16 protein-coding genes are annotated in these 20,477 nt (G+C 56.9%); 12 read left to right on the top strand and 4 right to left on the bottom strand.

Annotated features, from left to right (window positions below):
• The first annotated feature begins 177 nt into the window (after positions 1-177).
• Complete coding sequence (locus BH712_RS11935; protein ID WP_001117848.1) at positions 178-1,236, top strand: LacI family DNA-binding transcriptional regulator; 1,059 nt, start codon at positions 178-180, stop codon at positions 1,234-1,236.
• Here the strand turns inward: BH712_RS11935 and msrA are convergent, their stop codons facing one another.
• Entirely contained in the window at positions 1,237-1,878 is a 642-nt protein-coding gene (msrA, locus tag BH712_RS11930; RefSeq protein ID WP_006810351.1) for a peptide-methionine (S)-S-oxide reductase MsrA, read from the bottom strand. It abuts the gene before it with no gap.
• A 224-nt stretch (positions 1,879-2,102) separates the two neighbouring features.
• On the opposite strand from msrA, the gene tamA reads away from it, so the two are divergent.
• From tamA to BH712_RS11915, 3 genes are read left to right on the top strand one after another with little or no spacing between them, the layout of a single operon-like run.
• Positions 2,103-3,836, top strand: coding sequence for an autotransporter assembly complex protein TamA (gene tamA, locus BH712_RS11925; RefSeq protein WP_006810350.1), 1,734 nt, complete (start codon positions 2,103-2,105; stop codon positions 3,834-3,836).
• Positions 3,833-7,609: an autotransporter assembly complex protein TamB gene (tamB, locus tag BH712_RS11920; protein ID WP_006810349.1), complete on the top strand. Its 3,777-nt coding sequence runs from the start codon at positions 3,833-3,835 to the stop codon at positions 7,607-7,609. The genes tamA and tamB overlap by 4 nt, the downstream gene beginning before the upstream one ends.
• A 2-nt stretch (positions 7,610-7,611) precedes the next feature.
• Entirely contained in the window at positions 7,612-7,956 is a 345-nt protein-coding gene (locus BH712_RS11915) for a gamma-glutamylcyclotransferase family protein (RefSeq protein WP_017383925.1), read from the top strand.
• A 141-nt stretch (positions 7,957-8,097) separates the two neighbouring features.
• Here BH712_RS11915 and ppa read toward each other — a convergent pair whose 3' ends face one another.
• Positions 8,098-8,628: an inorganic diphosphatase gene (ppa, locus tag BH712_RS11910; protein WP_006810347.1), complete on the bottom strand. Its 531-nt coding sequence runs from the start codon at positions 8,626-8,628 to the stop codon at positions 8,098-8,100.
• A gap of 309 nt (positions 8,629-8,937) precedes the next feature.
• Here ppa and ytfQ point away from each other — a divergent pair, with 309 nt between their 5' ends.
• From ytfQ to BH712_RS11885, 5 genes are all read left to right on the top strand, one after another.
• Complete coding sequence (gene ytfQ / locus BH712_RS11905; protein WP_039272999.1) at positions 8,938-9,894, top strand: galactofuranose ABC transporter substrate-binding protein YtfQ; 957 nt, start codon at positions 8,938-8,940, stop codon at positions 9,892-9,894.
• A 131-nt stretch (positions 9,895-10,025) separates the two neighbouring features.
• A complete protein-coding gene (gene ytfR, locus BH712_RS11900; RefSeq protein WP_006810345.1) occupies positions 10,026-11,528 on the top strand; it encodes a galactofuranose ABC transporter, ATP-binding protein YtfR in 1,503 nt (500 codons plus the stop codon).
• Between the two features lie 10 nt (positions 11,529-11,538).
• A complete protein-coding gene (gene ytfT, locus BH712_RS11895; RefSeq protein WP_169313200.1) occupies positions 11,539-12,564 on the top strand; it encodes a galactofuranose ABC transporter, ATP-binding protein YtfT in 1,026 nt (341 codons plus the stop codon).
• The gene (gene yjfF, locus BH712_RS11890) at positions 12,551-13,552 is read left to right on the top strand and encodes a galactofuranose ABC transporter, permease protein YjfF (RefSeq protein WP_032673685.1); all 1,002 of its coding nucleotides are present in this window, start codon (positions 12,551-12,553) and stop codon (positions 13,550-13,552) included. Before ytfT ends, yjfF begins: the two co-directional genes overlap by 14 nt.
• 93 nt (positions 13,553-13,645) lie before the next feature.
• Positions 13,646-15,214, top strand: coding sequence for a methyl-accepting chemotaxis protein (locus tag BH712_RS11885; protein ID WP_006810342.1), 1,569 nt, complete (start codon positions 13,646-13,648; stop codon positions 15,212-15,214).
• A gap of 39 nt (positions 15,215-15,253) precedes the next feature.
• Here the strand turns inward: BH712_RS11885 and fbp are convergent, their stop codons facing one another.
• Positions 15,254-16,252, bottom strand: a complete 999-nt coding sequence (fbp, locus tag BH712_RS11880) for a class 1 fructose-bisphosphatase (protein ID WP_003856070.1) — start codon at positions 16,250-16,252, stop codon at positions 15,254-15,256.
• 179 nt (positions 16,253-16,431) lie between these two features.
• On the opposite strand from fbp, the gene mpl reads away from it, so the two are divergent.
• Positions 16,432-17,805: a UDP-N-acetylmuramate:L-alanyl-gamma-D-glutamyl-meso-diaminopimelate ligase gene (gene mpl / locus BH712_RS11875; RefSeq protein WP_001303447.1), complete on the top strand. Its 1,374-nt coding sequence runs from the start codon at positions 16,432-16,434 to the stop codon at positions 17,803-17,805.
• 88 nt (positions 17,806-17,893) lie between these two features.
• Here the strand turns inward: mpl and yjgA are convergent, their stop codons facing one another.
• On the bottom strand, positions 17,894-18,445 hold the full coding sequence (gene yjgA, locus BH712_RS11870) for a ribosome biogenesis factor YjgA (RefSeq protein ID WP_003856072.1): 552 nt from the start codon (positions 18,443-18,445) through the stop codon (positions 17,894-17,896).
• A gap of 95 nt (positions 18,446-18,540) precedes the next feature.
• Here yjgA and pmbA point away from each other — a divergent pair, with 95 nt between their 5' ends.
• Together pmbA and cybC are read left to right on the top strand one after the other, a co-directional pair.
• Positions 18,541-19,893, top strand: a complete 1,353-nt coding sequence (gene pmbA / locus BH712_RS11865; RefSeq protein WP_006810341.1) for a metalloprotease PmbA — start codon at positions 18,541-18,543, stop codon at positions 19,891-19,893.
• Positions 19,894-19,935: 42 nt separating this feature from the next.
• Positions 19,936-20,322, top strand: coding sequence for a cytochrome b562 (gene cybC, locus BH712_RS11860; RefSeq protein ID WP_006810340.1), 387 nt, complete (start codon positions 19,936-19,938; stop codon positions 20,320-20,322).
• Positions 20,323-20,477: the final 155 nt, after the last annotated feature.

The following is a 20,477-nucleotide window of genomic DNA, read 5'->3' as shown; positions in this document are numbered from 1 at the left end:
CAGTCAGAAAGCGTGATGAGCGAAAAATAGGAAAGGCGAGCCGTAGCGACAATGTGTTTTTGTGAGAATACTCGCAAGGTCAATAAGTAAACTCCAACCATTTTGAAATTTGGTTTTAAAATCAATGCGCTGTTTCTGCAAATATTTGCAAAAACTGATTGAGAGCGAGGTCACACTATGCCGGGCAAGTTAAAAATGGAGGAGATCGCGTCCCTGACGGGCTATTCCGTGAGCACGGTTTCCAGGGTGTTGAGCGGCAAGTCTTATACCAGCGACAAGGCCCGGGAGGCCATTGTCCGCACCGCACGGGAGCTTGGCGTGCTGGAATCGATGGCAAGCGGGCGGCTGTTAATTAACGGAATCGCTGTATTTGCGCCTGAGAGAACGTTTCAGGGACGTGGGGATATTTTTTATCTGGAAGTGACCAAAGGCATCGCTGAAGCCAGCGCGCGCCATAATGTCTGGATCAGTTATTGCGGACTGGAGGAACAGAATGCGGATGTAAAATTATTTATGGAAAAGGCCAGCCATAAAAATATAAACGCAATAATTATCATTGGTACGGATGATTCAACCATATTTAAGCTGGCCAGCACCCTGAATAAACCCTGTGTATTAATTAATTCCGTGGACCGGGACCGGGTGCTGGATTCGGTTTCCCCCGATCACCGCGCGATTGGCTTTACCACAATGCAGTATCTCTTCGAACAGGGCCATCGCCGGGTGCTGACCATTACCTGCCTGCGCCGGGACACGCTCTATGCCCGGCTGGACGGCATTAAAGAGGCGTACCGGCATTTTCACGTGGCGTTTGAGCCACAGCGGGATTTACTGGTCACGGAGTGGTTTACCGCTGAAGAGGCTGAGCGCGAACTGGATGAGTGGCTGTTACGTCACGACAGAGCGCAATGGCCAGAGGTCATTTTTCCCAACAGCACCAGCATGACCGAGGGTGTGCTGAAGGCGTTACAGCGGCATGGGCTGCGCGTGCCGGAGGACATCTCCATCATCACCACTGATTTTGCGTGGAATTTAGCAAACCGGCTTGAAAAGCCCATCACGGGGATCACGGTGCCGTGCCGGGAGTTGGGCATAGAAGCGGTGCATTTGCTGCAAACACGGCTCAACCGGCCACAGGCGCCGGTTTTTAACCTGCTGTTGCAGGGGAAGGTCATTGATTACGGTTCGGTGAGTAATGCCACGCGCCACGCGGCTCGCGTGGCGCTGCTGGAGTAATCAGGCCTGCTGAGGAGGCAGGCAAACGCCGATGCCGCCAATCCCGCAGTAACCGTACGGATTTTTATGCAGGTACTGCTGGTGGTCGTCTTCAGCATAGTAGAACGGTTTCGCGGTCGCGATCTCCGTCGTGACCTGACGTTTATCACCGGCGGCCTGCATCGCTTCCTGGAAACGCGTCAGGCTGGCGTGGGCCGCGGCCTCCTGCTCCGGGGTGAGCGGATAGATGGCCGAGCGGTATTGGGTGCCGTGATCGTTACCCTGACGCATGCCCTGCGCCGGGTCATGGTTTTCCCAGAATACCTGGAGCAGCTGTTCATAGCTGATGACGCTCGGGTCATACACCACACGCACCGCTTCGGCGTGACCGGTCTCGCCGGAACAGACTTCGCGGTAGGTTGGGTTAGGCGTATATCCTCCGGTGTAGCCCGCAGCGGTGCTGTACACGCCCGGCAGTTGCCAGAACAGGCGTTCTACGCCCCAGAAGCAGCCCATGGCAAACAGGGCGATCTCCATGCCATCAGGAACGTTTGTCATGGAATGGTTGTTTACGGCGTGTAAGGTTGCCACTGGCATAGGGGTGTTGCGTCCCGGTAATGCATCGGCTTGTGATACCAGATGCTTTTTATCGAATAAACTCACGGTGGGGCCTCCCGGGTAGCGTTGTTTCGGTTAAGGTTGTCACGAAGCGTTTAATTGAACACAATAAATGCGATGAATGAGTCTAGATTTAATCATAAGAAATATTTGGGTGTTGCACCCTTTTTCAACCCGTAATTTGGGTTTTTGGCTTTCAGGCCGTATTTTGCCGCGGAGCGGCACTGCATTTGCTTCCAGGGTGGAAACAGGGATATTCAGGAGAAAACGTGACAAAGATCCGCCAGTTATGTTTAGTCAGTTTAATGCTGACCAGCGGGATTGCCAGCGCGGCGAATGTCCGTTTGCAGGTTGAGGGGTTATCCGGGGCGCTGGAAAAAAACGTGCGTGCGCAGCTTTCCACCATCCAGAGCGATGAGGTCACGCCGGATCGGCGTTTTCGCGCGCGCGTGGATGACGCCATCCGCGAAGGCTTAAAGGCGTTGGGGTACTACGAACCCACCATTGATTTCGATTTACGCCCGCCCCCGGCGAAAGGACGTCAGGTGTTGATTGCCCGCGTCTCGCCGGGCGAACCCGTCCTGATTGGCGGCACGAACGTGGTACTGCGCGGCGGTGCGCGCACGGATCGTGATTACCTGGATCTGCTCAGCACCCGCCCGAAAGTGGGCACCGTGCTCAATCACGGGGATTACGATCGCTTTAAAAAATCATTAACCAGCGTTTCGCTGCGCAAAGGCTACTTCGACAGCCAGTTCAACAAAAGCCAGCTGGGCGTTGCGCTTGAGCGACGTCAGGCATTCTGGGATATCGATTACGACAGCGGCGAGCGCTACCGGTTTGGCGATGTAACCTTCGAAGGATCGCAAATCCGTGACGAGTATCTGCAAAACCTGGTGCCGTTTAAAAAGGGCGACTACTACCAGTCCAGCGATCTGGGCGAACTCAACCGTCGTTTATCGGCCACCGGCTGGTTTAACTCGGTGATTGTTGCCCCTGAATTTGAAAAATCGCGCAAAACCAAAGTATTGCCGCTGCATGGCGTGGTCTCTCCGCGCACCGAGAATACGATTGAGACCGGTGTGGGCTACTCGACGGACGTTGGCCCGCGCGTGAAAGCCTCGTGGAAAAAGCCGTGGATGAACTCCTACGGCCACAGCCTGACCACCAGCGCCAGCATCTCGGCTCCGGAACAGCAGCTCGACTTCAGCTATAAAATGCCGCTGCTGAAAAATCCGCTTGAGCAGTATTACCTGGTTCAGGGCGGCTTCAAGCGCACCGATTTGAACGATACCGAGTCAGACTCCACCACGCTTGCCGTGTCACGTTACTGGGATCTCTCCAGCGGCTGGCAGCGCGCCATTAACCTGCGCTGGAGCCTTGACCACTTTACCCAGGCAAACGTCACCAACACCACCATGCTGCTTTATCCGGGCGTGATGATCAGCCGTACCCGCTCACGCGGTGGCCTGATGCCGACCTGGGGCGATTCCCAGCGCTACTCCATCGATTATTCCAACTCCGCCTGGGGCTCAGACGTGGATTTCTCTGTGGTGCAGGCGCAAAACGTCTGGATCCGCACCCTCTATGACAAACACCGCTTTGTGGTTCGCGGCAACCTCGGCTGGATCGAAACCGGTGACTTCGAACGCGTCCCGCCGGATCTGCGCTTCTTCGCCGGGGGCGACCGCAGCATTCGCGGGTATAAGTACAAATCGATCTCACCTGAAAACGACAAAGGCCAGTTGACCGGGGCCTCCAAACTGGCGACCGGCTCGCTGGAGTACCAGTACAACGTCAGCGGCAAATGGTGGGGCGCCATGTTCGTTGACGGCGGTGAGGCGGTGAACGATATCCGCCGCAGCGATTTCAAAACCGGCGCGGGTGTGGGCGTGCGCTGGCAGTCACCGGTCGGGCCAATCAAGCTCGATTTCGCCGTTCCGGTGGGCGACAAAGACGAACACGGTTTACAGTTTTACATCGGTCTGGGGCCTGAATTATGAGTTTATGGAAGAAGATAAGCCTCGGAGTACTGATTTTTATCGTACTGCTGCTCGGTACGGTGGCGTTTCTGGTGGGCACCACCACGGGCCTGCATCTGCTGTTTAACGCCGCGAACCGCTGGGTACCGGGGCTGGAAATCGGCCAGGTGACGGGCGGCTGGCGCGATCTGCGCCTGAAAAATATCCGTTATGAACAGCCCGGCGTGGCGGTAAACGCGGGTGAGTTTCATCTGGCGGTCAAGCTCGGCTGCCTGCGGGACAGCCAGCTGTGCGTAAACGATCTGTCGTTAAAAGACGTTAACGTGGCGATAGATTCCAAAAAAATGCCGAAGTCTGAGCCTGTCGAAGAGGAGGATAGCGGTCCGCTGAATCTCTCCACGCCGTACCCGATTGCGCTCTACCGGGTCGCGCTGGATAACGTCAATATCAAAATCGACGACACGACGGTATCCGTGATGGATTTCACCTCCGGCCTGCGCTGGCAGGAGAAAAACCTCACCCTGACCCCTACCTCCCTGCAAGGGCTGCTGATTGCGCTGCCGAAGGTGGCCGACGTGGCGCAGGAGGAGATCGTCGAGCCGAAGATCCAGAACCCGCAGCCGGAAGAAAAACCGCTGGGCGAAACGCTGAAAGATCTCTTCTCTAAGCCAGTCCTGCCGGAGATGACCGACGTGCATCTGCCGCTGAACCTCAATATCGAAGAGTTTAAGGGTGAACAGCTGCGTCTGACCGGCGATACCGATCTGACGGTCTTCAACATGCTGCTTAAAGTCAGCAGTATCGACGGCAACATGAAGCTCGACGCGCTGGATATCGACACCAATCAGGGGTCGGTGAATGCCTCCGGCAATGCGCTGCTGCGCGACAACTGGCCGGTGGATATTACGCTGAACAGCGCCCTGAACATCGATCCGCTGAAGGGCGAAAAGGTCAAGGTGAAAGTCGGCGGCGCGCTACGGGAGAAGCTTGAGTTCGGCGTGAACCTTTCCGGCCCGGTGGATATGGTGCTGCGCGGGCAAACCCAGCTGGCAGAGGCTGGTCTACCGCTCAACCTTGAGGTTGTCAGCAAGCAGCTTTACTGGCCGTTCACCGGCGAAAAGCAGTTCCAGGCTGACGATCTGAAGCTAAAGCTGAGTGGCAAAATGACCGACTACACGCTGTCGTTCCGCACGGCAGTGAAGGGGCAGGATGTACCGCCCGCCGATATTACCCTGGATGCGAAGGGTAACGAGTTGCAGGTTAACCTCGACAAGCTGACCGTGGCGGCGCTGGAAGGGAAAACCGAGCTGACCGCGCTGCTCGACTGGCAGCAGGCGATCAGCTGGCGCGGCGAGCTGAAGCTGACCGGGATCAACACCGCTAAAGAGGTCCCGGAGTGGCCGTCAAAACTGGATGGCCTGATCAAAACCCGCGGCAGCCTGTACGGGGGCACCTGGCAGATGGACGTGCCGGAACTCAAGCTCACCGGCAACGTGAAGCAGAACAAAGTCAACGTAGAAGGCTCGCTTAAGGGCAACAGCTATCTCCAGTGGGTGATCCCGGGCCTGCACGTGGCGCTGGGTCGCAACACGGCGGATATCAAAGGCGAGCTGGGCGTGAAAGACCTCAATCTGGATGCCACCATCGACGCGCCGAATCTCGATAACGCCCTGCCGGGTCTGGGCGGTACGGCGAAAGGGTTAGTGAAGGTTCGCGGTACGGTGGAGGCGCCGCAGTTGCTGGCGGACATCACCGCCAATAATCTGCGCTGGCAGGAACTTTCCATTGCCCGCGTGCGTGTCGAGGGAGACGTGAAATCCACCGATCAGATCGGCGGAAACCTGGATCTGCGCGTGGAGCGCATCTCTCAGCCGGACGTGAACATCAGTCTGGTCACGCTGGCGGCAAAAGGGAACGAAAAGCAGCACGATCTCCAGCTACGGGTACAGGGCGAGCCGGTCTCCGGTCAGCTTCACCTGACGGGCAGTTTTGACCGCCAGGCGACGCGCTGGAAAGGCGTTCTGGATAACACTCGCTTTAGCACGCCGGTAGGGCCGCTGGTGCTGTCGCGGTCTGTCGCGCTGGACTACCGCAACGCAGAGCAAAAGATCAGCATTGGGCCACACTGCTGGACTAACCCGAATGCTGAGCTGTGCGTGCCGCAGACCATTGATGCGGGTGCGGAAGGACGTGCGCAGATCAACCTCAACCGTTTCGACCTGGCGATGCTGAAACCGTTTATGCCGGAAACCACCCAGGCCAGCGGCGTCTTTAGCGGTAAAGCGGACGTTGCGTGGGACACCACCAAAGAGGGTCTGCCGCAGGGCAGCGTTACCCTCTCAGGGCGTAACGTGAAGGTGACGCAGGAGGTCAATGACGCGCCGCTGCCGGTGGCGTTCGATACCCTGAATCTGAACGCTGACCTGCGTAACAATCGCGCAGAACTCGGGTGGCTGATCCGCCTGACCAACAACGGTCAGTTTGACGGACAGGTGCAAATTACCGATCCGCAAGGCCGACGCAATCTCGGCGGTAACGTCAATATCCGCAACTTCAACCTGGCGATGGTGAATCCGATCTTCTCGCGGGGAGAAAAGGCGGCGGGGATGCTCAGCGCCAACCTGCGTCTGGCGGGGGATGCGCAAAGCCCGCAGCTGTTTGGCCAGATGCGGTTAAACGGCGTGGACATTGACGGTAACTTTATGCCGTTCGATATGCAGCCAAGCCAGCTGACGATGAACTTTAACGGCCAAAGCTCAACCCTGAGTGGCTCAGTGCTGACGCAGCAGGGACAAATCAACCTGAGCGGTGACGCAGACTGGAGCCAGCTCGACAACTGGCGCGCCCGTATTGCGGCCAAGGGCAGCAGGGTGCGTATCACGGTACCGCCGATGGTGCGGCTGGACGTGTCGCCAGACGTGGTCTTTGAGGCAACGCCGAGTCTCTTCACCCTGGACGGCCGTGTTGACGTACCGTGGGCGCGCATCGTGGTTCACGAGGTGCCGGAAAGCGCGGTGGGCGTCTCCAGTGACGAAGTTATGCTCAATGAAAATCTGAAACCTGTTGAACAGAAGAGCGCTGGCATACCGATCAATAGTAATCTTATCGTGCACGTGGGGAATAACGTGCGTTTGGACGCGTTTGGGCTGAAGGCGAGACTGACGGGTGACCTGAAAGTGGCGCAGGATCAACAGGGGCTTGGTCTGAATGGACAAATCAATATTCCTGAAGGGCGCTTCCATGCCTACGGTCAGGATTTGATTGTGCGTAAAGGCGAACTGCTGTTCTCCGGTCCACCGGATCAGCCGGTGCTCAATATCGAAGCGATCCGCAACCCGGAAGCCACCGAAGATGATGTGATTGCAGGCGTGCGCGTGACGGGCTCCGCCGACGAACCTAAGGCAGAGATCTTCTCTGACCCGGCCATGTCGCAACAGGAAGCGCTCTCTTACCTGCTGCGCGGCCAGGGTCTGGATAGTCAACAGGGCGATGGCGCGGCAATGACATCAATGTTAGTCGGTCTGGGGGTTGCACAAAGTGGTCAGGTTGTGGGTAAAATCGGCGAGACGTTTGGCGTAAGCAATCTGGCGCTGGACACTCAGGGCGTGGGTGACTCTTCGCAGGTAGTGGTCAGCGGCTATGTACTGCCGGGTCTACAGGTAAAATATGGCGTGGGGATCTTTGACTCACTGGCTACACTCACGTTACGTTATCGCCTGATGCCTAAGCTATATCTGGAAGCAGTGTCCGGCGTAGACCAGGCACTTGATCTGCTCTATCAGTTTGAGTTTTAGCAATGCGAATATTTGTTTACGGCAGTTTACGAACCAGGCAAGGCAACAGCCACTGGATGACCAACGCCCAGTTGCTGGGAAATTACACAATCGAAAACTACCAGTTGTACAGTCTGGGCCACTATCCAGGCGCGGTTCCGGGGAACGGAACGGTACAGGGTGAGGTTTATCGTATTGATAATGCTACGCTGGCCGAACTTGATGCCTTGCGCACCAGGGGCGGTGAATACGCTCGCCAGTTGATCCAGACGCCTTACGGCAGTGCATGGATGTACGTGTACCAACGTTCGGTTGACGGGTTAACGTTGATTGAAAGCGGTAACTGGTTAGACAGAGACCAGTTCTGAAAAACGACAACGCCACCGTAAGGTGGCGTTGTCGTTTTGCGCCTCTTGCTGATTGTAGGCCCGTGCAAGCGTAGCGCCGCCGGGGGCATCGACAGGCACAAAAAAGCCCCGACGCGCGGGGCTTAGTCTCAGCAGTAAGAATTACTTCTTAGCCGCACGCTCGAAAGAGGCGATGATTTCTGCTTTCGCCGCTTCTGCGTTATCCCAGCCTTCAACTTTAACCCATTTGCCTTTTTCGAGATCTTTGTAGTGCTCGAAGAAGTGGGCGATCTGCGCTTTCAGCAGCTCTGGCAGGTCGTTCACATCTTTAATGTGATCGTACTCTTTGCTCAGCTTGGTGTGCGGTACGGCAACCAGTTTCGCATCTTCACCCGCTTCGTCAGTCATTTTCAGCACGCCAACAGGACGGCAGCGAATGACGGAGCCTGGCTGCAATGGGTATGGCGTTGGGACCAGTACGTCAACCGGGTCACCGTCCAGAGACAGAGTGTGGTTGATGTAGCCGTAGTTGCACGGATAGAACATGGCGGTAGACATGAAACGGTCAACGAACAGCGCACCGGTGTCTTTGTCGATTTCGTATTTGATTGGATCTGCGTTGGCCGGGATTTCGATCACAACGTAGATGTCTTCTGGCAGTTCTTTACCCGCAGGGACGTTGAGTAAGCTCATGTCGGTGTCCTTTAAAATGGATGGTAAACAAGTGGCAGGTATTATAGCCAACTGGCGCTGAAAGTCTCCGCCTGTTTTCGTCTTCTCTCCCTCGCGCCTTCACTTTTCAGACCGTTTCCATGACAGGATAATCCATAAACTCAGCCGCATTTTAAATGTTGAAATGAAAGCGATTACAAACTTGTGATTAACGTTTTATTCACTTTTCTGAAGTGTGATGTAACGCAATCCGTAACATATTCGATTGGCTATAGTTCATCCGCGGAACATCTTTTAACCAACAATAATCTACCCTACGAGGACGTTCATATGTGGAAGCGCTTACTTCTTGTTACAGCAGTTTCGGCAGCCATGTCGTCTATGGCGATGGCCGCACCTTTAACCGTTGGATTTTCGCAGGTCGGATCTGAATCCGGCTGGCGCGCCGCTGAAACGAATGTGGCGAAAAGTGAGGCCGAAAAGCGCGGTATTACGCTGAAAATCGCCGATGGTCAGCAAAAGCAAGAGAACCAGATTAAAGCGGTGCGCTCGTTTATCGCTCAGGGCGTGGATGCCATCTTTATTGCCCCGGTTGTCGCCACGGGCTGGGAGCCGGTGCTGAAGGAAGCCAAAGATGCTGAAATTCCGGTCTTCCTGCTCGACCGTTCCATCGATGTAAAAGACAAATCTCTCTATATGACCACCGTCACCGCCGATAACGTACTGGAAGGCAAACTGATTGGTGACTGGCTGGTGAAGCAGGTGGATGGCAAGCCGTGTAACGTGGTTGAGTTGCAGGGCACCGTCGGGGCGAGCGTGGCTATCGACCGTAAAAAAGGTTTCGCGGAGGCCATCGCCAAAGCACCAAACATTAAGATCATCCGTTCTCAGTCCGGCGACTTCACCCGCAGCAAGGGTAAAGAGGTCATGGAAAGCTTCATCAAGGCTGAAAATAACGGCAAAAACATTTGCATGGTTTACGCCCACAACGACGACATGGTGATCGGCGCCATCCAGGCCATCAAAGAAGCGGGCCTGAAGCCGGGCAAAGATATCCTCACCGGCTCGATCGACGGCGTACCGGACATCTACAAAGCGATGATTGACGGTGAAGCGAACGCCAGCGTGGAGCTGACGCCGAATATGGCTGGCCCGGCATTCGATGCGCTGGAGAAATTCAAGAAAGACGGCACGATGCCTGAGAAAGTGACCGTTACCAAATCCACGCTCTACCTGCCGGACACGGCGAAAGAAGAGTTAGAGAAGAAGAAAAATATGGGTTACTAAGCCCTCACACCCCTCACCCTAGCCCTCTCCCCGGAGGGGAGAGGGAAAAGGGCGGTTTGGGCAGAAAATGAAAGACTGGCACGAAGAGTCCCCTCTCCCCTCTGGGGAGAGGGTCAGGGTGAGGGGAAACCATGACTACCGAACAACACCAGGAAATCCTCCGCACAGAGGGCCTGAGTAAATTTTTCCCTGGCGTTAAGGCGCTGGATAACGTTGATTTCAGCCTGCGGCGGGGGGAGATCATGGCGTTGCTCGGCGAAAACGGGGCGGGGAAGTCGACGCTGATTAAAACCCTGACCGGGGTCTATCACGCCGATCGCGGCGCTATCTGGCTGGAAGGTCACGCCATTTCGCCTAAGAACACCGCGCATGCCCAGCAACTGGGGATCGGCACGGTCTACCAGGAAGTGAACCTGCTGCCAAACATGTCGGTAGCGGATAACCTGTTTATTGGCCGCGAGCCACGACGCTTTGGCCTGTTGCGCCGCAAAGAGATGGAAGCTCGCGCCACGAAGTTGATGGAATCGTATGGCTTCTCTCTTGACGTGCGCGAACCGCTGAACCGCTTTTCCGTGGCGATGCAGCAGATTGTTGCCATCTGCCGGGCTATCGATCTCTCTGCGAAGGTGCTGATCCTCGACGAACCCACCGCCAGCCTCGATACCCAGGAAGTGGAGATGCTTTTTACCCTGATGCGCCAGCTGCGTAATCAGGGCGTCAGCCTGATTTTCGTGACGCATTTCCTCGATCAGGTTTACGAGGTGAGCGATCGCATTACGGTGCTGCGCAATGGCAGCTTTGTCGGCTGCCGGGAAACCCGCGAGCTGCCGCAGATCGAGCTGGTCAAAATGATGCTGGGCCGCGAGCTGGAGACCAACGCGCTCCAGCGCGCGGGCCGCACGCTGCTGAGCGAAAAACCGATCGCTGCGTTTCACGATTACGGCAAAAAAGGGATCATCGCGCCGTTTAACCTGGAGGTACGCCCCGGTGAAATTGTGGGTCTGGCGGGGCTGTTAGGCTCGGGGCGCACCGAAACCGCCGAAGTGATCTTCGGGATCAAACCTGCCGACAGCGGAACGGCGCTGATCAAAGGCAAACCACAAACGCTACGTTCGCCGCATCAGGCGTCGTGTCTCGGCGTGGGCTTCTGCCCGGAGGACAGGAAAACGGACGGTATTATTGCCGCCGCCTCGGTGCGGGAAAACATCATCCTGGCGCTACAGGCCCAGCGCGGCTGGCTGCGTCCGATCCCGCGTAAAGAGCAGAACGCGATTGCCGAGCGCTTCATCCGCCAGCTCGGTATCCGTACCCCGAGCGCGGAACAGCCCATTGAGTTCCTCTCGGGCGGTAACCAGCAGAAGGTGTTGCTCTCTCGATGGCTGCTCACCAAACCGCAGTTCCTGATCCTCGACGAGCCGACGCGCGGCATCGACGTGGGCGCGCACGCCGAAATCATCCGGCTTATCGAAACGCTCTGTGCGGACGGGCTGGCGCTGCTGGTGATCTCGTCTGAGCTGGAGGAGCTGGTTGGCTATGCCGATCGCGTCATCATCATGCGCGATCGCAAACAGGTGGCAGAGATCCCGCTGGATAAACTGTCGGTTCCGGCGATCATGAATGCCATCGCGGCGTAAGGAGTCAAATGTGATGTCCCGTTCTCTTTCGCAAACTGGCGAAGCGAAGCGCCGCTTCAGCTGGCCGACCGGCACGCCGCAAATCGTGGCGCTGCTGCTGGTGCTGCTGGTGGATAGCCTGGTGGCTCCGCATTTCTTCCAGATCATCGTTCAGGATGGCCGCCTGTTTGGCAGCCCGATCGACATCTTAAACCGTGCCGCGCCCGTGGCGCTGCTGGCGATTGGTATGACGCTGGTGATTGCCACCGGCGGGATCGACCTCTCCGTCGGTGCGGTCATGGCGATTGCGGGGGCCACCGCCGCCTCAATGACCGTGGCCGGACACAGCCTGCCGGTGGTCCTGCTTGCCGCGCTGGGATCCGGCGTATTAGCCGGGCTGTGGAATGGCATTCTGGTCGCGGTGCTCAAGATCCAGCCGTTTGTTGCGACGTTGATTTTGATGGTGGCCGGGCGCGGTGTGGCGCAGCTTATCACCTCCGGTCAAATCGTCACCTTTACCTCCCCGAGCCTGGCGTGGATCGGCAGCGGTAATTTTCTGTTCTTCCCGACGCCGGTGATCGTCGCGCTGGTGACGCTGGTGGTGTTCTGGCTTTTCACCCGCAAAACGGCGCTCGGGATGTTCATCGAAGCGGTGGGGATTAACATTCGGGCCGCGAAAAACGCCGGGGTGAATACGCGGCTGATGGTGATGCTGACTTACGTGCTGAGCGGCGTCTGTGCTGCGATTGCCGGGGTGATCGTGGCCGCCGATATTCGCGGAGCGGATGCCAACAACGCCGGACTCTGGCTGGAGCTGGATGCGATCCTCGCGGTGGTTATCGGCGGTGGGTCGCTGATGGGCGGACGTTTTAATCTGCTGCTCTCGGTGGTGGGGGCGTTGATTATTCAGGGTATGAATACCGGTATTTTGCTCTCCGGGTTCCAGCCGGAGCTTAATCAGGTCGTCAAAGCGGTCGTGGTGCTTATCGTACTTATCGTGCAGTCGCCGCGCTTTATCACTCTCATTAAGGGGTTCCGCGGTCATGATAAAACGTAATTTGCCGTTAATGATCACGCTGGGCGTGTTCGTGCTGGGTTACCTCTACTGTCTGACCCAGTTCCCGGGCTTCGCCTCCACGCGAGTGATTTGCAATATTCTGACCGACAACGCGTTTTTAGGCATTATCGCCGTCGGCATGACGTTTGTGATCCTCTCCGGCGGGATCGATCTCTCCGTCGGGTCGGTGATCGCCTTTACCGGCGTGTTCCTTGCCAAAGCGATTGGCTACTGGGGTATTTCGCCGCTGCTGGCGTTCCCGCTGGTGCTGATCATGGGCTGTGCGTTCGGCGCCTTTATGGGGCTTTTGATCGACGCGCTGAAAATACCGGCGTTTATCATCACCCTTGCGGGAATGTTTTTCCTGCGCGGCGTGAGCTATCTGGTGTCGGAGGAGTCGATTCCGATTAACCATCCGATCTACGACACGCTCTCCAGCCTGGCGTGGAAAATCCCCGGCGGGGGACGCCTGAGCGCAATGGGGCTGCTGATGCTGGGCGTGGTGGTAATCGGGATCTTCCTCGCCCACCGTACCCGGTTTGGTAATCAGGTTTATGCCATTGGCGGCAGCGCCACGTCCGCGAACCTGATGGGAATTTCCACGCGCAGCACGACCATCCGCATCTATATGCTTTCGACCGGGCTGGCCACGCTCGCGGGGATTGTGTTCTCGGTTTACACCCAGGCAGGCTATGCCCTGGCGGGAGTGGGCGTTGAGCTGGACGCCATTGCCTCGGTGGTGATTGGCGGTACGTTGCTCAGCGGCGGGGTGGGGACGGTGCTCGGCACGCTGTTTGGCGTGGCGATCCAGGGGCTGATTCAGACCTATATCAACTTCGACGGCACGCTCAGCTCCTGGTGGACCAAAATCGCCATCGGCATTCTGCTGTTTATTTTTATCGCCCTCCAGCGCGGCCTGACGGTGCTCTGGGAGAACCGTCAAAGCTCGCCTGTTACCCGTGTGAATACATCTGTAACAGAGCGATAACATGCTGAAATTGCTTAAACTCTAAACATTTTCCGGTAGCGGCCGATACTCTTTTTTTATGCCCAGAAATATCTCGCTACCGGAAATAACATCATGCTGAAAACGCTATCGATTCGTACCGGCTTGCTCTCTTTACTGGCCGTTATGACCCTTCTGCTGCTGATTGTTAGCGGCATCGGCATTTATGCCCTTACACAAAGTTCCGCTTCTCTCCAGCGCATCAATCACCTTCAGGGTGAACAGATGGTGCAGCTGAATTCCGGCTATACGCTGATCCTGCGCGCGCGTAACGAAGCGGGTCAGGCCGTCCGCATGATGGAGGTCGGCCTTCTGGACGATGCGGCCAGGGCGGTCAAAACCATTAATCAGGAAATGGCGCTGGCACAGAAAACGCTGAAGGGCGTGATCGGCAGTGGCGTGGCGGATGAGCAGGGACAAAAGCTGCTAGATAACGTCGCCGCGAGCCTGGCGGTGTACAACCAGCAGGGTATCAGCCCGATGCTGAAAGCCCTGAACGAGCAAAGCGCGGACAGCTATTACGATTTGCTGGAAAACAAGCTGGTCCCGGTGGCGAAGCAGTTTGATAACGCGATGCAGGCGTTCCAGGCATGGAGCGAGGCGCGCGGCAAAGCGGAGGTGAGCGCCGTACAGGCGAGTAAAATCCGCGTGCTGATCCTGATTATCGTCGCGGCGCTGCTGACGGCTGGCATTATCGTGCTGGCCTGGCTGGTGCTGCGCCATATGCTGCTCAAGCCGCTTTCAGCCTCGATTGCCCAGTTGGAGCACGTGGCGGCCGGCGATTTAACCCACACCCTGAACGCGCCAGCGAGCCAGGAATTTAATCGCCTGAACGCGGCCATCGAAGGGATGCGCCAGGCGCTGATGGACTCGGTTCTGCGGGTGCGTGACGCCAGCTCGCAGATTGATACAGGCAGCCGCGAACTGACGGCCGGGAATATGAACCTGGCCCAGCGCACGGAATCCACCGCCACGTCGCTGGAGCAGACGGCCGCCAGCATGGAAGAGATCACCGCCACGGTGAAACTTAACGCCGATAACGCCGAGCAGGCGCACCAGCTGGCGAAGTCGGTCTCTGATACCGCCGATCACGGCAGCGAAATGGTCTGCTACGTCATCGAGAAGATGCGCGACATTTCCGGCAGTTCGGCGCGCATCGCCGATATCCTGAGCGTCATCGACGGCATTGCGTTCCAGACCAATATTCTGGCGCTGAACGCCTCCGTTGAAGCGGCGCGGGCGGGTGAGCAGGGCCGAGGTTTTGCGGTCGTGGCGGGTGAGGTGCGTAATCTCGCCAGCCGCAGTGCCGACGCGGCGAAAGAGATCCGTTCCCTTATCAGCGATTCACAAACTCACGTCAACGAGGGCAGCGAGCTGGCGCAGCAGGCCGGTGAGACGATGGACGAGATCGCCACCGAAGTGCTGCGGATGACCAAACTGATGCGTGAAATTGCGACGGCGTCTCAGGAGCAGAGCCGCGGTATTGAGCAGGTGAATATCGCCGTCAATCAGATGGATGAAACCGCGCAGCAAAACGCGGCGCTGGTGCAGCAATCCTCTGCGGCAACACGTTCCCTGGAGGAGCAGTCGCGCGAGCTGATGGAAGCCATGGCCTCCTTCAAGCTGACGGCGCAAACGGCATGACCAAAAAAAGGGGAGCCTGATGGCTCCCCTGTTTGTCCGTTACGCGTCCGGGAATTCGCGGATCATGCGCTCAACGTCATCCACCATATGGCGGTTGCCAACGAAGAACGAACGGCGCTGGTGCAGGCTTTCCGGCACGATATCCAGAATACGCTCTTTACCGTCGCTCGCCTTGCCGCCAGCCTGTTCGGCCAGGAACGCCATTGGGTTGCACTCATACAGCAAACGCAGCTTCCCGTCCGGGTGGCTGGCGGTGCTTGGGTAGAGGTAAATACCGCCTTTCAGCAGGTTACGGTGGAAATCCGCCACCAGCGAGCCGATATAGCGCGAGGTGTACGGGCGCTGCGTGGCTTTATCCTCTTCCTGGCAGAATTTGATGTACTTCTTCACGCCGTTCGGGAATTTGATGTAGTTGCCTTCGTTGATGGAGTAGGTGTTGCCCTTCTCCGGGAAGCGCATACGCTCCTGACACAGGCAGAATACGCCCAGGGACGGATCGTAGGTAAAGGCGTGTACGCCGCAGCCGGTGGTGTACACCAGCATGGTGGACGAGCCATACACCACATAACCGGCGGCAACCTGTTTACTGCCCGGTTGCAGGAAGTCCTCTTCCGTCACCGGTGTGCCAACCGGCGTGACGCGGCGGTAGATGGAGAAAATGGTACCGACAGAAACGTTAACGTCGATGTTGGAGGAGCCGTCCAGCGGATCCATCAGAACAACGTATTTCGCGTGTTCACACCCTTCGAATACGACGATCTCATCTTCTTCTTCAGAGGCGATACCCGCAACGATGTCGCGCGCGCGCAGTGCTGCTTTCAGTTTTTCATTGGCGAACAGGTCGAGTTTCTGCTGAACCTCACCCTGAACGTTCTCGGCACCGCTGGCACCCAGGATATCGACCAGACCGGCCTTGTTGATATCGCGGTGGATGATCTTAGCGCCCAGCTTTATTGCCGACAGCAAAGCAGTGAGCTCACCCGTAGCATGAGAGAACTCGTGCTGCTTTTCGACAATAAATTCACCTAACGTTTTCATAACACTTTCCCTGCATCTTATGTTGAGTAAAGCGGTTGATGTCCAACAATCTTAACAAACATTCAAATATTAGCGCAGAGGTGAATCGCGCCAGCAAAATACGGATTTACCTGAAATGCGTTTCACAGCCGCTGACATGTGAGTAAAATGTGCGCCACATTGAAGAAGGATAGTGACGTATGCGCATTCATATATTGGGGATTTGTGGCACTTTCATGGGCGGACTGGCAATGCTGGCGCGCTCGCTGGGCCATGAAGTGACAGGTTCGGACGCCAATGTGTATCCGCCGATGAGCACGCTGCTGGAGAAGCAGGGAATTTCTCTGATTCAGGGATATGACGCCAGTCAGCTGGAGCCGCAGCCGGATCTGGTGATCATTGGTAACGCCATGACCCGTGGGAATCCATGCGTTGAAGCGGTGCTGGAACGCAATATCCCGTACATGTCTGGCCCGCAGTGGCTGCATGATTTTGTCCTGCGTGACCGCTGGGTTGTCGCCGTTGCCGGGACGCACGGCAAAACCACCACCGCCGGTATGGCGACCTGGATCCTTGAAGCCTGCGGCTACAAGCCGGGCTTCGTGATCGGCGGCGTGCCGGGGAATTTCGACGTCTCCGCGCGTCTGGGCGACAGCCCGTTCTTTGTGATTGAAGCGGATGAATACGACTGCGCATTCTTCGACAAGCGCTCCAAGTTCGTGCATTACTGCCCACGCACGCTGATCCTCAACAACCTTGAGTTCGATCACGCGGATATCTTTGACGACCTGAAAGCGATTCAGAAACAGTTCCACCATCTGGTGCGTATTGTTCCGGGTCAGGGGCGCATTATCCTGCCGGAGAACGACATCAACCTGAAACAGACCCTGGCGATGGGGTGCTGGAGCGAGCAGGAACTGGTGGGCGAACAGGGTCACTGGCAGGCGAAGAAACTCAACGCGGATGCGTCCGAATGGGAAGTGCTGCTCGACGGTGAGAAAGTGGGCGAGGTGAAGTGGGGCCTGGTGGGCGAGCACAACATGCACAACGGCCTGATGGCGATCGCCGCGGCGCGTCACGTGGGCGTACTGCCTGCGGATGCGGCCAATGCGCTGGGCACGTTTATCAACGCCCGTCGCCGTCTGGAGCTGCGCGGTGAAGCGAATGGCGTGACGGTGTACGATGATTTCGCGCATCACCCAACCGCCATTCTGGCGACGCTCGCCGCATTGCGTGGCAAAGTTGGCGGCACCGCGCGTATTCTGGCCGTGCTGGAACCGCGTTCGAACACCATGAAAATGGGCATCTGCAAGGACGATCTTGCGCCGTCTTTAGGCCGTGCCGACGAAGTCTTCCTCCTGCAACCGCAGCACATTCCGTGGCAGGTGGCGGAAGTGGCCGATGCCTGCATTCAGCCAGCGCACTGGAGTGCGGACGTAGATGTCTTAGCGGATATGGTGGTGAAAGCCGCACAGCCTGGCGATCACATTCTGGTAATGAGCAACGGCGGGTTTGGTGGGATCCATCAGAAGCTGCTGGACGGTCTGGCGAAGAAAGCCGCGACCGCAGAGTAAAAAAAAGCCCGGTGGCGCTAGCGCTTACCGGGCCTTCATTCTTTTCTCCCTCTCCCCTTTGGGGAGAGAGCGGGGTGAGGGGAAGATATTACTCTTCGTTCTCAGACAGCTCGCGCAGATACTGGAAAATCAGACGCGCAGATTTCGGCGGCTTATTCCCTTCTTTCTCTTTCTTCGCGTTACGGATAAGCGATCGCAGCTGCTGGCGGTCGGCATTCGGCCACAGGTTCAGCACTTCAGGTACCGCGTCATCACCTTGCTCGATCAAACGATCGCGGATCTGCTCCAGCTTATGGAACAACGCAACCTGCTGGTTGTGGCGGTTTTTCAGCTTATCCAGTGCCTGACGGATCGGCTCAACGTCGCGCTGACGCAGCAGTTTCCCGATAAGCTGAAGCTGGCGGCGACGCCCTTCTTTCTTGATTTTCTGTGCCAGTTCAATGGCATCACGCAGATCCTGGTCGAGCGGGATCTTATCCAGCGCGTTTTTACCCAGTTCTACCATTTCTGCGCCAAGCTGTTTTAACTCTTCGGCGTCACGTTTAATTTCACTTTTACTGACCCAGATGATCTCATCATCTTCGTCTTCGATGTCATCACCGGGAACGTCGTCGAGCCAGTCTTCGGGCTGCTTAGTCATGTCAGGCTCCTTAAAAAAAGAGGCTAATGTTACCAGTTAAGGCGCGCACTGAAAAACGGTTCTCTGTTAGACTTCACTTAACTCTCTCTTACAGTATGGCATTTGCGATGAAAGTAACCTCACAAGTTGAAGCGCAGCGTAAGATCCTGGAAGAAGCCGTCTCCACCGCGCTGACGCTCGCTTCAGGTAAATCAGATGGCGCCGAAGTGGCGGTCAGCAAAACCACCGGCATTAGCGTGAGTACCCGCTATGGCGAAGTGGAGAATGTAGAATTTAACAGCGATGGCGCGCTGGGGATCACGGTGTATCACCAGAATCGCAAAGGCAGCGCGTCGTCCACCGATCTCAGCCCGGATGCCATCGCCCGTACGGTGCAGGCGGCGCTGGATATCGCCCGTTACACCTCCCCGGATCCTTACGCTGGCGTGGCCGATAAAGAGCTGCTGGCGTTTGACGCGCCGGATCTCGATCTGTTCCATCCGGCGGAAGTGACGCCGGATGAAGCCATTGAGCTGGCCGCGCGTGCCGAGCAGGCCTCTTTACAGGCTGACAAACGCATCACCAATACCGAAGGCGGCAGCTTTAACAGCCACTACGGCATCAAAGTGTTCGGTAATTCCCACGGCATGTTGCAGGGGTACAGCTCAACCCGTCACTCGCTTTCCAGCTGCGTCATTGCCGAAGAGAACGGCGACATGGAGCGTGATTATGCGTATACCATTGGCCGCGCGCTGGGGGATTTGCAGTCTCCGGAGTGGGTGGGTAAGGAGTGCGCCGAACGCACGCTGTCACGCCTTTCGCCGCGTAAACTCTCCACGATGAAAGCCCCGGTCATTTTTGCCAATGAAGTGGCGACGGGCCTGTTTGGTCATCTGGTGGGGGCGATTGCGGGCGGTTCGGTGTACCGTAAATCGACCTTCCTGCTCGACTCGCTGGGCAAACAGATCCTGCCAGAATGGCTGACCATCGAAGAACATCCGCACCTACTGAAAGGGCTGGCCTCGACGCCGTTCGACAGCGAAGGCGTGCGCACGGAACGCCGTGATATCGTGAAAGACGGCGTGCTGACCCAGTGGCTGCTGACCAACTACTCTGCGCGCAAGCTGGGGCTAAAAAGCACCGGGCACGCGGGCGGGATCCACAACTGGCGCATTGCCGGACAGGGTCTCAACTTTGAGCAGATGCTGAAAGAGATGGGCACCGGTCTGGTGGTCACCGAGCTGATGGGGCAGGGCGTGAGCGGTATCACCGGCGATTACTCTCGCGGTGCGGCGGGCTTCTGGGTCGAAAACGGCGAAATTCAGTATCCGGTGAGCGAAATCACCATCGCCGGCAACCTCAAGGACATGTGGCGCAATATTGTTACGGTCGGTAACGATATTGAAACACGCAGCAATATTCAGTGTGGTTCTGTATTACTGCCGGAGATGAAAATCGCCGGGCAATAATACCCGTAAAAGCGTGATTAATAATAAAAAAGGAAGTGAGCAATGCGTAAACACCTGTTAGCGATCGTCGCGGCTTCAACGCTGGTTCTTGGTTCATCTGCGTTTGCTGCCGATCTCGAAGACAACATGGACATCCTCAGTCAAAACCTGAAGGTGGTGCAGAAAACCGACAATGCGGCGGAGATGAAAGACGCACTCACAAAGATGCGTGAAGCCGCGCTGGACGCGCAAAAAGCGACCCCGCCGAAGCTGGAAAGCAAAGCGGCGGACAGCGCCGAAATGAAAGACTACCGCCACGGTTTTGACGTGCTGGTCGGCCAGATTGACGGCGCGCTGAAGCTGGCGAACGAAGGCAAAGTGAAGGAAGCCCAGGCGGCAGCCGATCAGTTTGTGACGACCCGCAACACGTATCACAAAAAGTATCGTTAACCGATCGCGCATCTGACAAACAACCAGCGGGGGCCAGTGGCCCCCGTTTTTTTTTACGCGGTAATAAGTAAACCCTATCGCCATCACATTTTTGCGTCACCACGCCTGAACGTTTTCGTTTCCCCGGCGTGCGTTTTACCGCTGAAATACGTGAT

The organism is Enterobacter hormaechei ATCC 49162 (genome assembly GCF_001875655.1).
Taxonomy (GTDB): Bacteria; Pseudomonadota; Gammaproteobacteria; order Enterobacterales; family Enterobacteriaceae; genus Enterobacter; species Enterobacter hormaechei.
Note: the sequence above shows the minus strand (reverse complement) of the source record. Positions and strands in the feature narration are given on the sequence as shown.